Annotated in this window: 11 protein-coding genes and 1 pseudogene; 9 read left to right on the forward strand and 3 right to left on the reverse strand. The window is 71.1% G+C overall.

Annotated elements, in window-relative coordinates:
* Window positions 1-8: 8 nt before the first annotated feature.
* Window positions 9-1,688 (reverse strand): PP2C family protein-serine/threonine phosphatase, encoded by a 1,680-nt coding sequence (locus BFF76_RS23550; protein ID WP_079122472.1) that lies wholly within the window; start codon window positions 1,686-1,688, stop codon window positions 9-11.
* A 225-nt stretch (window positions 1,689-1,913) separates the two neighbouring features.
* Window positions 1,914-3,095 (reverse strand): PP2C family protein-serine/threonine phosphatase, encoded by a 1,182-nt coding sequence (locus tag BFF76_RS23555; RefSeq protein WP_065849004.1) that lies wholly within the window; start codon window positions 3,093-3,095, stop codon window positions 1,914-1,916.
* Between the two features lie 94 nt (window positions 3,096-3,189).
* Between BFF76_RS23555 and BFF76_RS23560 the strand changes: the two genes are divergently transcribed.
* The 5 genes from BFF76_RS23560 to BFF76_RS23580 all read left to right on the forward strand — a co-directional run bounded on the left by BFF76_RS23560 (window position 3,190) and on the right by BFF76_RS23580 (window position 7,688).
* Window positions 3,190-3,687, forward strand: coding sequence for a MarR family winged helix-turn-helix transcriptional regulator (locus tag BFF76_RS23560; protein WP_053928902.1), 498 nt, complete (start codon window positions 3,190-3,192; stop codon window positions 3,685-3,687).
* A gap of 100 nt (window positions 3,688-3,787) precedes the next feature.
* Complete coding sequence (locus BFF76_RS23565; protein WP_031098356.1) at window positions 3,788-4,537, forward strand: Mut7-C RNAse domain-containing protein; 750 nt, start codon at window positions 3,788-3,790, stop codon at window positions 4,535-4,537.
* Window positions 4,538-4,670: 133 nt separating this feature from the next.
* Window positions 4,671-5,006, forward strand: a complete 336-nt coding sequence (locus BFF76_RS23570) for a YnfA family protein (RefSeq protein ID WP_031098354.1) — start codon at window positions 4,671-4,673, stop codon at window positions 5,004-5,006.
* Window positions 5,007-5,068: 62 nt separating this feature from the next.
* The gene (locus BFF76_RS23575; RefSeq protein ID WP_031098352.1) at window positions 5,069-5,827 is read left to right on the forward strand and encodes an SDR family NAD(P)-dependent oxidoreductase; all 759 of its coding nucleotides are present in this window, start codon (window positions 5,069-5,071) and stop codon (window positions 5,825-5,827) included.
* 229 nt (window positions 5,828-6,056) lie between these two features.
* Window positions 6,057-7,688: an alpha/beta hydrolase gene (locus tag BFF76_RS23580; protein ID WP_065849005.1), complete on the forward strand. Its 1,632-nt coding sequence runs from the start codon at window positions 6,057-6,059 to the stop codon at window positions 7,686-7,688.
* A 71-nt stretch (window positions 7,689-7,759) separates the two neighbouring features.
* On the opposite strand, the gene BFF76_RS23585 is transcribed toward BFF76_RS23580, so the two are convergent.
* The gene (locus tag BFF76_RS23585) at window positions 7,760-8,953 is read right to left on the reverse strand and encodes an RtcB family protein (RefSeq protein WP_031098347.1); all 1,194 of its coding nucleotides are present in this window, start codon (window positions 8,951-8,953) and stop codon (window positions 7,760-7,762) included.
* 171 nt (window positions 8,954-9,124) lie between these two features.
* Between BFF76_RS23585 and BFF76_RS23590 the strand changes: the two genes are divergently transcribed.
* The 4 genes and pseudogenes from BFF76_RS23590 to BFF76_RS34740 all read left to right on the forward strand — a co-directional run.
* Window positions 9,125-9,973, forward strand: a complete 849-nt coding sequence (locus BFF76_RS23590; protein WP_031098344.1) for a hypothetical protein — start codon at window positions 9,125-9,127, stop codon at window positions 9,971-9,973.
* A gap of 231 nt (window positions 9,974-10,204) precedes the next feature.
* A complete protein-coding gene (locus tag BFF76_RS23595) occupies window positions 10,205-11,050 on the forward strand; it encodes a hypothetical protein (RefSeq protein WP_031098342.1) in 846 nt (281 codons plus the stop codon).
* 184 nt (window positions 11,051-11,234) lie between these two features.
* Window positions 11,235-11,950 (forward strand): DUF2637 domain-containing protein (locus tag BFF76_RS23600; protein WP_244167336.1); only part of this gene is annotated, 716 nt, incomplete at its 3' end.
* A gap of 2 nt (window positions 11,951-11,952) precedes the next feature.
* Window positions 11,953-12,232 (forward strand): annotated as a pseudogene (locus BFF76_RS34740) (DUF2637 domain-containing protein); the annotation flags it as partial.

Genomic DNA, 12,232 nt, shown 5'->3' on the forward strand with positions numbered 1-12,232 from the left:
AGGCGTGTTCATGCGGTGTACCTGCCCCGCGTATGCCCGTTCACCGCACTCAGGTGTGTGGTGCGCGGGGCCGTGATCGCCACGAGGGCCATGTCGTCGTGCCTGCCGTCACGGAGCCACTGGGAGGCGAGCATCTGGATCCGCTCCACCACGGCCGCGCCGGGCAGACCGGCACACCCGGACAGGGCGCGTGCGAGGCGTTCCTCGCCGAAGAGTTCGTTGCCCAGAGGGCCTCCCCGGGCTTCGGTGACCCCGTCCGTGTAGAGCAGGCAGGTCTCGCCCGGCTGGAGATGGACCTCCACGCTGCGGGCCTCCACGTGCGGGAGTGCGCCGACCAGGGTGCCGTGCGTGGCGGCCTCCTCGACCCGGCCGTCGTTGCGCACCACCAGAGGGGCCGGGTGGCCCGCCGAGGTGAGACGCAGCCGCACCTGGCTCTCCGTGCGCAGGACGGAGGCGAGCACCAGGGTGGCGAAACGCGTGTGATGCGAGTTCAGGAGCGCTCCGTTGAGGAGCCGCAGCATCTTCTGGTGGTCGTCCGCCATCGGCGTCAGCGCCTGCACCGTGTTACGGATCTTGCCGGTGAGTACGGCGGCGTCCAGGCCCTTGCCGCAGACGTCGCCCAGGACCACCAGGGACGGCTCCGACTCCGTGCCGCCCGGATGGACGTCGTAGAAGTCGCCGCCCACCGGCTCCCTCGCTCCGGCCGGCTGGTAGCCGCCCGCGAACTCGACACCGTTCACCCGGTGGAGATCGGGCGGCAGCAGGTCCCGCATCAGCGTCCGGGTGATGTCGCTCTGCTCCGCGTACAGCCGCGCGGCGGAGAGCGCGGCCCCGGCCCGGGCCGCGAACTGCCGGGCGAAGAGCTCCTCGCTCTCGCTGAACTCCGCCCGCCCGTTGCTGCGCAGCAGGATCAGGGCACCCGCGGGCACCCCGTGTCCGGGAAGCGGGGTGACGGCGACCGAACCGATCGGTCCGGTGAAGCCCTCGGGAAGCATCCATCCGGGCAGGGTGACGGGGTCGATCCACCGCGAGGGCACGGGCGGGAAGCCCTGGAGCGCCTCGCTCAGCCCCGGCACGAGGGACGGGTCGTCGGCCACCAGGGCCCGGGTGGCCTCCTGGCCCGCGACGGCGTGCGCCACGGGCATCGTGCGACCGGAGGCCGGTGCGACGACGACCGCGGCGTCGGCGAGGTACCGGGCGGCGAGCCGCGCGGTCGCCAGCATGCACCGCTCGGTGTTCAGGGAGGCCATCAGCACGTTGGACGCCTCGGCGAGGAACGTGGCCCGCTCGCGCTCGGTGCTCAGGGCCGCTTCCGCCAGCCGCTGGCCGGTGTCGTCGACCAGCCACCACACGACCTGCCCGTCCCGGCCCCACGACGGGTGGGCCTCGAAACTGTGGTCCCCGATGTGGCCCCGGACGGAGGGCAGTACGCCCGCCTCGCCCGGGCTGCGGGGAACCGCGCCTCCGACGACGGCGTCGGCGTGGGCCTCCGCCAGCCAGGAAGGTGCCACGTCTGTCATACCTGCGCCCGGCACCACACCGTCCATCAGGAACGCGGCCGCCGCGTTCACCTCGACGACCGTGCCGGACCCGTCGGCCACGACCACGGGATAGGGAGCGGCGACCCATGCACCGCTTGCGGGCTGCTCATGAATGATCGTGGTGGAACTTTCCTTCGGAGGAGCCATGAGGGGGGGCCCGCCTGGGGCGAGCCGCACCACCTTCCAACTGGACGAAATTACTTTCCCTCCGGCAACCATCGCCCAGAGGCGCTCGGAATAGCAACCCGCCCTCCGGGTGTCGTCCGCCCGCACGACCCTGACCGGCCCTCACTCACGCGCCGGTTTCTATACCTTCACCGCGCCTGCACGATTCCGGTCCCCCGGTGCGACCGCCAGGGGCCTGCGGCCCGCTCAGGCCTCGGCCTGCCTGCCGTGCCAGTCCAGACACAGCACCAGCGCGTCATCCATGGACGGCCCAGGACCGCGGTGGCCGAGCAGCTTCTCCAGCACCGCCCGCGGCACCTGCGTAGCGGGCAGCAGACGGGTCTCGGTGATCGCGCTGACCAGCGCGCGCACGCTGTACTTCTCACCGGAGGGCGACAAGGCGTCGTAGACACCGTCACTGACGAAGAAGAGGCGGTCCCCGGGCTCGACGGTGAAGTGCTGCGGTGTGTAGACCGTGTCCTCGAACATCCCCAGCGGCATCTGCGCCTCCAGCTCGATCGCCTCGACGACCCCCGCACGCAGCCGCCAGACCCGCGGTGACCCCGCGTCGATGATCTCCACGTTGCCGGTGGGGAGATCGAACCGGAGCAGCAGCGTGGCCAGATAGCTGCTGCCCTGGTACTGGCCGTAGATGGCCTGATCGGCGAGGTACGCCTGGTCCGCCAGGCTCAGACCGGCACGGCGCGCGTTGCGCAGGGCGTTGACCGCGAGGTTCGTCAGCAGGGCTGCCTCGATGCCCTCACCCATTCCGTTGTTGACGGTCAGGGTCAGGTCGTCGGCGGACGCCGACCAGTCGAAGTTGTCCCCGTGGACGGCGTAGGCGGGTTCCAGCTGGGCGCCGACGCTGTACTCGGGCCGGGCGCAGGACCGGCCAGGCAGCAGCTGCCACTGCATCTCGGCCGCGAGGGTCAGGCGTTCGGCCCGCCGGGCCCGCAGGAACAGGTCGGTGTCCCGCTCCGCGACGACGAGCTCGTGCGCCAACGCGTCCGCGCAGGCACGGAAATCCTCCACGAGAGCCTCGTCGGGGCCGCCCCCGTCGTCGGGCAGTGTGATGCTCAGCACTCCGTGCCGGTCGCCGCGGACACTGACCGGTACATACACGGTTACAGTGGATGCATCGGGGTTGCGCACAGTGTGCGGCTCCTGGGCACCGAAGGCCCGCCCCGGGTCGCTTCCGTGGACCGGCACCGGGCTGCGGGTGTGAGGAAGGACACCAACGGGCTGGAGCATGGTCATCGCGTAGTCGGCGACCAGCAGGTCCACCTGCGACGCACCGTAACGGCTCTCGATCAGGTCTCGGAGCGCGTCAAAGATCTGGTGCGGGGCAGCCTCGCGAAGTACACGCTCGATGCCGTTGGGTCTGTCCACCTGTACCGGTCCTTCTTTCTTTGACATATTTTCTTTACTCGACTGTTCACATCGACCAGCCGGAACGGGCAAATGCCCCACTCGGGAGTGTCACATGCGCGAGGAGCCAGTCCCGCTCGACCGTTATGCCCCGGACGAGGCACCCGAGGTCAGGCAGGTCCTCGAACTCCTCGAGATCGCCTGGGAACGAGGCCGTAACACCCTGGCGCCCGCACCCGTCTCCGCGGCACAGCTCCGCGTGATGTACATCATCGAACGCGATCCTGGAATCAATCTTCGGACACTCGGCCGCCACCTGGATGCGGCGGCCCCCTCGGTCAGCCGTTTGTGTGACCGTCTGCAGGCGGCCGGATTCGTCGGCAGGACGCCTCGCCCCGACGACCGCCGCGAGATGCTCCTGGAGCTCACGGAAGCCGGCGCGGCGCATCTGCGCGACGTACGGCGCCGCCGCGAGCAGGCCCTGTACCAGGCGATGCAGCGCATGACCCCCGCCGCCCGGGAGGCCCTCACCACCGGGCTGTCGGCTTTCTGCGAGGCGGCCGAGGAACCCTTTCTGCCGGCGGAGTCCCCGCGGCGGCAGGAGACCGTCTGAGGCACGGGCGCGGCGGGTTCCGCCGGTGCGCCGTCGCCCTGCACCCGCCGAGGGGGCCCGCTCCGGCCCGGTCTCCTTCACGCGATGGCATCCTGACCAGGTGAACGGACCCGAGATCACCCTCGAAGTAGCCCCCGAACTGCGGCTCTTCGTCGCCCACGACCGCCGCCACGGGCGCACGGCCGTCACCACGGACGGTTCGTCGACACTCGGACACGTCGTGGAGTCCCTCGGCGTCCCGCTGACCGAGGCCGGACAGCTCCTCGTCGACGGCCGCCCCGTGCCCGTGTCACACATCCCCGGCGCGGGCGAACTGGTCGAGGTGCGGGCGGTGCGGCGCCCTCAGCAGGTCCCGGGCGCGCCGCTGCGTTTCCTGCTCGATGTCCATCTCGGCACCCTCGCCCGGCGGCTGCGGCTCCTCGGCGTGGACGCGGCGTACGAGAGCGAGGACATCGGTGATCCGGCGCTCGCCGCCCTCTCGGCGGAGCAGCGGCGTGTACTGCTCTCCCGTGACCGTGGGCTGCTCCGGCGCAGGGAGATCTGGGCGGGGGCGTACGTCTACAGCGACCGGCCCGAGGAGCAGCTCCGTGACGTCCTGGGCCGCTTCGCCCCCGTACTGACGCCGTGGACCCGGTGCACCGCGTGCAACGGGGAACTCACGGCGGCGGACAAGGACTCCGTGAGCTCCCGGCTGGAGCAGGGCACGCAGGCGTCCTATGACGTGTTCGCGCAGTGCGCCGCCTGTGGGCGGGTGTACTGGCGGGGCGCCCACCACGCCCGTCTCGAAGCCGTCGTGGCCGAGGCCGTACGCGAGTTCGGCGGGGCGGGGAGTCAGGCGCCGACGGCCTGAGGGGCCGTAGGGCGCCAGGCCCCTGACGCGCGGGCCCGGCTCACAGGACGTACGCGTCGCCCGTGGAGAGGGCCGGTTCGCCGTGTCCGCACCACTCGCCCGGCCCGCCGCACCCGCATGACACGCTGGCCCCATGCTCGTGGCCCGTTCCATCGCCCTCTTCGTCGTAGCCGCGCTCTTCGAGATCGGGGGCGCCTGGCTCGTCTGGCAGGGCGTGCGCGAGCACCGGGGCTGGATCTGGATCGGCGCGGGCGTCATCGCGCTCGGTGCCTACGGATGCGTGGCCACGCTCCAGCCGGACGGCGACTTCGGGCGCATCCTCGCCGCTTACGGCGGGGTGTTCGTCGCCGGCTCGATCGCCTGGGGCATGGTCGCCGACGGCTACCGCCCGGACCGCTGGGACGTGACCGGCGCACTGATCTGCCTGGCCGGCATGTCGGTGATCATGTACGCCCCCCGCGACCACTGATCCCGCTCAAGGACCGCCCGCCTATTCTGGCCCCTCACCGACCAGCCGTCCGAGGAGTTCGCATGGCCGCCACCCCCATCGCCGTCATCACCGGCGCGAGCAGCGGCATCGGTGCCGCGACCGCCAGGCAACTGGCCGCCGCCGGATACCGCGTGGTGCTCACCGCACGCCGCAAGGACCGCATAGAGACACTGGCCGCCGAGCTCACCGAGGCGGGCCACCAGGCGACGGCCTACGCCCTGGACGTCACCGACCGTACCGCGGTCGACGAATTCGCCACCGCGTTCCGGTCCCTGGCCGTCCTGGTCAACAACGCAGGCGGGGCGCTGGGCGCCGACCCCGTCGCCACGGGCGACCCGGCCGACTGGCGCCAGATGTACGAGACCAACGTCATCGGCACCCTCAACGTCACCCAGGCCCTGCTCCCCGCCCTCACCGCGAGCGGGGACGGCACCGTCGTGATCCTCTCCTCGACGGCGGGCCTGTCCACGTACGAGGGCGGTGGCGGTTACGTCGCCGCCAAGCACGGCGAGCACGTACTGGCGGAGACCCTGCGCCTGGAGATCGTCGGTACGCCGGTCCGCGTGATCGAGGTCGCGCCCGGCATGGTCAAGACCGAGGAGTTCGCCACCACCCGCTTCCGCGGCGACACGGAGAAGGCCGCCAAGGTCTACGCGGGCGTCGAGGCCCCGCTCTCCGCCGACGACGTGGCCGACACCATCACCTGGGCCGTCACCCGCCCGAGCCACGTCAACATCGACCTCCTGGTGGTACGCCCCCGTGCCCAGGCCTCCAACTCCAAGGTGCACCGCACCCCCTGAGTGCCGACCGCCGACGACCCGGGCGAGCCCCGGACCCCGCGCCACAGGGGTCCGGGGCTCGCGCACGCCGGGACCGCCCCGGTGGCCACGACGCGGGAGATCGGCCATTCGGCCGCGATCGCCTCGCGCGCGGCACCGGACCGTTGTGTCGTGGACGCGAATGCGTGCCGGGATTCAGGTCGTCGGCGGTCCCGGGCGCTCGGCCACCAGCAGAAGAGAGAGCCGGACCATGCCTCCTCGACACCCCCTACGCGGACACATAACCGCCCGGCGCCGTCAGGCCGCGGTCATCGCGGCGGCGATGGCCTGCTCGACGGTACTGACCGGGCAGGGCCCCGTCGCCGCCGACGGGTCGCCCACCCCTTCCGCGCCCGCCCCGCAGCTGGACTGGAGTCCCTGCGTCCAGGGCAGCCCCTTCGACTGCGCCACCGCGAAGGTGCCACTGGACTACGCCAACCCCGGTGGCCGCTCCATCGAGCTGGCTGTCGTCAGACGGAAGGCGACCGGCCCCGGCCGGCGCGTCGGCACCCTGTTCTTCAACCCCGGCGGCCCCGGCGGCCCCGGGACGGTCCAGATGCCGCAGAACTACGGGTTCTTCCCGCGCGAGGTGCGGGAACGGTTCGACATCGTCAGCTGGGACCCCCGCGGCATCGGCAGCAGCACGGCGGTGAACTGCTTCCCGAGTCCCGAGGAGGCCGCCGACTGGAGCACGACCAAGGCGGCGGGCTTCCCGGTGGGCGAGAAGGAGCGGACCGCCTTCATCGCCGCATACAAGGATCTGGTCCAGCGCTGCGAACAGAAGGACCCCGAGCTCCTGAGCCATGTGTCGACCGCCGACACCGCCCGCGACCTCGACGGGCTCCGCAGGGCGGTGGGTGAGCCGCAGCTCAACTACTACGGGATCTCCTACGGCACGATCCTGGGCGCCACCTACGCCAACCTCTTCCCCGGCAAGGTCCGGGCCATGACGCTGGACAGCAACATCGCCCCGTCGGCCTGGACGAACGACGCCTCCGGCGACGCCCGGCTCACGACCTTCCTGCGGGTGGGCTCGGACCGCAGCGCGGCGGCGACGCTGGACAGGTTCCTCGACCTGTGCGGTTCCACCACCACCTCCCGCTGCGCCTTCTCCGCGGGCAGCGCGAAGGCCACCCGGGACAAGTTCGACCGGCTGACACAGCGGCTCCGGAAGGAGCCCGTCGGCACGTGGACCTATGCCGCCACGGTCGCCGACGCGGTGAACAGCCTCTACCTCGTCAGCGGGTGGGCCGGCCTCGCCGGCCGGCTGGAGGCACTGTGGCAGGGCCGTACGCCTGAGCCGGCCCCCTTCCCGCCCGCACCGCCGGTCCCGGACCCGAGTCCGTATCTGGGCGAGGAGCAGGCAGCGGCGGTGCTCTGCGGCGACAGCCCCAACCCGCGCGATCCCGGCGCCTACCACGCCCTGGAGGAGGCCTCGGCGGCCCGGGCGGGGGACGCCGGACGCTTCTGGACCTGGGCGGCCGCGGGGTGCGCCACCTGGCCGGCCTCCCCCGGCCGCTACGACGGCCCCTGGAACAGGCCGACCGCGAACCCCGTCCTGGTGGTCGGCACCACCTACGACCCCTCGACGGCCTATCCGAACTCGCGGGCCATGACGAAGGAGCTGGCCGACGCCCGGCTGCTCACCAACGAGGGCTACGGGCACACCGCGCTGCTCAACCCCAGCAGCTGCGTCCAGGACCACGAGAGCCGCTACTTCATCGACGGCGTCCTCCCGCCTGCCGGAACGACGTGCAAGCAGGACACGCCGCCCTTCTCGGCCCCCGAGCCGGTCGGCGGCGTAGCCACCGGAGGGGGCGGGATGGCCGGCCTCGTCCCCTGAGACCGTCCCTGCCCCCTGCCCACAGCGACGTGCCCCGGACCGCGGTCCGGGGCACGTCGCTCAGGCGGGTCTCAGCCCTTCACACACACGAGCTGCTTGAGCTTCGCGACGACCTCGACCAGGTCCCGCTGCTGGTCGATGACCTGCTCGATCGGCTTGTACGCCGCGGGGATCTCGTCCACGACACCGGAGTCCTTGCGGCACTCCACGCCCCGCGTCTGCTCCTCCAGGTCCCGCGTCGAGAACTTCCGCTTGGCCGCGTTCCTGCTCATCCGCCGGCCCGCACCGTGCGAGGCGGAGTTGAACGACTTCTCGTTCCCGAGGCCCTTCACGATGTACGAGCCGGTCCCCATGGAGCCGGGGATGATCCCGAACTCCCCCGAGCCCGCCCTGATCGCGCCCTTCCGGGTGACCAGCAGGTCCATCCCGTCGTACCGCTCCTCCGACACGTAGTTGTGGTGGCAGGAGATGACCGGTTCGAACGTGACCCCGGCCTTCTTGAACTCCCTCCGGACCACGTCCTGGAAGAGGCCCATCATGATCGAGCGGTTGTACTTGGCGTACTCCTGGGCCCAGAACAGGTCGTTCCGGTACGCCGCCATCTGCGGGGTGTCGGCGATGAAGACCGCCAGGTCACGGTCGACGAGGCCCTGGTTGTGCGGAAGCTTCTGGGCCTGCCCGATGTGGAAGTCGGCGAGCTCCTTGCCGATGTTCCGGGAACCGGAGTGCAACATCAGCCACACCGTTCCCGCCTCGTCCAGACAGAACTCGATGAAGTGATTCCCGCTTCCGAGCGTTCCCATCTGTTTCGTGGCGCGTTCCTGACGGAATTTGACCGCGTCGGCGATTCCGTCGAACCGCGACCAGAAGTCGTCCCACCCGCTGGTCGCGAAGCCGTGGAGCTTTCGCGGGTCGACCGTCTCGTCGTGCATCCCCCTGCCCACCGGGATCGCCTGCTCGATCTTCGACCGGAGCCGCGAGAGGTCCCCCGGCAGGTCGTTGGCCGTGAGCGACGTCCTCACCGCCGACATCCCGCAGCCGATGTCCACGCCCACCGCGGCCGGACAGACCGCGCCGTGCATCGCGATCACCGAACCGACCGTCGCCCCCTTGCCGAAGTGGACGTCCGGCATCACGGCGAGGCCCTTGATCCAGGGCAGTGTGGACACGTTCCGCAGCTGCTGCATCGCGCCGTCCTCGACCGACGCCGGATCCGCCCACATACGGATGGGAACCTTCGCACCCGGTACCTCTACATACGACATAACCCCTCGATTCCCCCGAAAAGACTGAAAGCGCAAAACCGGTGCCGAGATCGGCATATAGGTCGGCCGACCGGCATTCACAGCGGTGCGTGCGATACACATTGTGTCCACCGGCCGCTATCGAGCGGCAACCCGTTTTCGTACCGAAGGGAGCCTGGGACCGTGCGACACATGGCGTACGTACCCGGCGTCGCGCTTCTCGTGGCGCTCGTCGCCGGCTGCAGCGCCGGCTCCGACGCCGCCGACTCCGACGCCGACATGAAGCCCGGCAGCCCGACGGTCTCGGCCGCGCCTCCCGGGAAGTACCGGACGCTGCCCGAATCCTGCCGTGCCGTGCCGCGCTCCACGCTCAAGGACCTGCTGCCGGGCGCCGCCCAGCTTCCCGATGAGCAGCAGGAGAAGGTGTTCGAGGGCACGGCCGTCGTCACCTACGACACCGACCGCAAGGTCGGCTGCCGCTGGAAGTCGGACGCCCAGGACGCCTCCAGGAATCTGTCCATCGACTTCGAGCGCGTCGTGTCGTACGACCCTGCGGTGAGCGACGACGACCGCGCCCGGGAGGTGTACTCGACGAAGGTGGAGGCAGCCGACCTCCCCACCTCCGCCGGTGTCACGCCCAGTGAGACCCCCAGCGCACCGGCTTCCGGGGCGCCCGGCGGCAAGCCCTCCGGTTCCCCGAGCGGCACACCCTCCAGGAAAGCCACCGCGAGCCCGTCCGGCAGCGACGGCGCCGAAGCCGACCCGTCGGGCGGCACCACCGACGCCGACCCCGGTCTGGATCTGCGGCCGCGGCTCCTCGACGAGCTCGGGGACGCCGCGTTCCTGGACGATGCGCTCACCCGTGCGGGTTCCACCGCACAGCACCGCACCGTGAGCGTGGTATTCCGCACATCGAACGTCATCGTGACCGTCCTCTACACCGAGCAGCCGGCCCGCGTCTCCGAGGTTCCCGACAGCAGGGAACTGCAGGAGAAGGCCCAGGCCCTGGCACGGAAACTGGCCGAGACCCTCGCCGAGTAGCCGGGGCCGACGGCCCCGGGCCGGGGCCCCGGGCACACCCCGGGGCCTGGGCCGGAGGCGGCATCCGGTCGCCGTCCGACGTACCGTGGCCCCCGGCCCGACGTGCCGCCCGGCCTTCCGAGCGGTGTACGGCCCGACGTACCGACCGACCGATGCAAGCGCCCGACCGCCCGACGTACCGCCCGACCGCCCGCACGACCGAGACCGCCGTGCCGTCCGAGTGAAGGAACCATGCACCGATCAGCCCCGCGACTGTCCCGCATACTCGCCTGCGCCGCCGTTCCGGTGATGCTCGTCGTCGCCGGCTGCTCGTCGGACTCCGACGACGCGAAGAGCTCGGGCGCCTCGGCCTCCCCGAGCGCGAAGAAGTCCGAGCCGACCGTCGAGGCCGCGAAGTTCGCCTCGCTGCCCGACGCCTGCGCGTCGATCGGCAAGAAGACGATCGAGGACCTGGTTCCGAAGACCAAGAACAAGGGCGGCACCCCGGGCAAGTCCAGCGACACCACGAGCCGCGGCGGCTGCTCCTGGAACGGCCTGGACGACAACGGCGTCAAGGGCTCGCAGTACCGCTGGCTCGACGTCGGCTTCACCCGCTTCGAGTCGGACCAGTCCCTGGGCAGCGGCGCCAAGCGCGCGACGGCCGAGTACACCAAGCAGGTCGCCAAGGCCCAGGCGACCGAGGACGCCAAGAAGCTGTCCGCCGAGCCCGTCACCGGTCTCGGCGAGCAGGCCACCTCCGTCACGTACGGCCTCAAGAAGTCGGACGAGGACTTCGAGTACGCGACGATCGTGACCCGCACGGAGAACGTCGTCGTCACCCTCACCTACAACGGGGCCGGGTTCGCGGGCGCCAAGTCCCCCTCTGCCGCCGACATCCTCAAGGGCGCGAAGAAGGCCGCCGAGGAAGCCGTCTCCGCGGTCGGTGGCGACGGGGATAAGTCCTCGGTGTCGCCCTCCGCCAAGGCATCGTCCTCCTCGTCCTCCAAGGAATCGGACACGTCGTCCTCCGGAGCCGGCTCCAGCCCGTCGCCCAAGACCGGCGCCAAGTCGTCCTCGAAGGCCGTCGCCAAGTCCTGATCCGGAACCGGCGGGAGGAGCGACTTCCCCTGCCCACAGGTGCCTTGACGAAGCCCGGTACTCCCCCGAGTGCCGGGCTTTCGCCCCTCCCCCCGCAACGGGCCCGGCCGGGCATGTGCCAGGCTGTGCCCGCGCCGGACGCCGAAGTGGAGCCGGTTCACCGAAGTCGGGAGGGGATTCGCGGGTGGCCGCAATGCAGCTGACACGCACACACCGCGTACTCATCGGGGTCGTCGTCGCAGGCGCCGTGCTCATCGCCGCGATCGGTTTCGCCGGCTCGTACGCCGCCGTGCGCGAACTCGCGGAGGAGAAGGGCTTCGGCCAGTTCTCGATCGTCTTCCCGATCGGCATCGACGCGGGCATCTGCGTCCTGCTCGCCCTGGACCTGCTGCTGACGTGGATGCGCATCCCGTTCCCGCTGCTGCGCCAGACCGCCTGGCTGCTGACCGCGGCGACGATCGCCTTCAACGGGGCCGCCGCCTGGCCAGACCCGCTGGGCACCGGCATGCACGCGGTGATCCCCATCCTGTTCGTCGTCGCAGTCGAGGCCGCGCGGCACGCCGTGGGCCGGATCGCGGACATCACGGCCGACAAGCACATGGAGGGTGTCCGCCTCACCCGCTGGCTGCTCTCCCCCATCCCCACGTTCAAGCTGTGGCGCCGGATGAAGCTGTGGGAGCTGCGCAGTTACGAGCAGGTCATCAAGCTCGAACAGGACCGGCTGATCTACCAGGCCCGCCTCCAGGCCCGCTTCGGCCGCAACTGGCGCCGCAAGGCGCCCGTCGAGTCGATGATGCCGCTGCGTCTGGCGAAGTACGGCGTCCCGCTCGCGGAGACCGCCCCGGCCGGCCTGGCCGCCGCGGGCATCGAGCCGGCCCTGCTGCCGCCGGCCCCGGCGGCNNCCGGCGGCAGCCGTGGAGACCGCGCAGCACCCCGAACTCCCGTACGTCCCGGAGGCACCCAGGGAGCAGAGGCACAGCCCTCGGCAGGACCGGCACAGCCGGCTGGACGAGTACGACCGGTACGACGAGCAGGAACGCTTCGTCCAGCAGGACGAGTTCGATCAGCAGGAATACTTCCGGGAGGGTCCCGGCTCGCACGAGAGTCCCTGGTTCGCGGCCCCCAAGGTGCCGGACGAGGCGTACGAGGGTGCGTACGACCCCGCGTACGACGAGGGCACGG

This window comes from Streptomyces mutomycini (assembly GCF_001700505.1).
Classification (GTDB): domain Bacteria; phylum Actinomycetota; class Actinomycetes; order Streptomycetales; family Streptomycetaceae; genus Streptomyces; species Streptomyces mutomycini.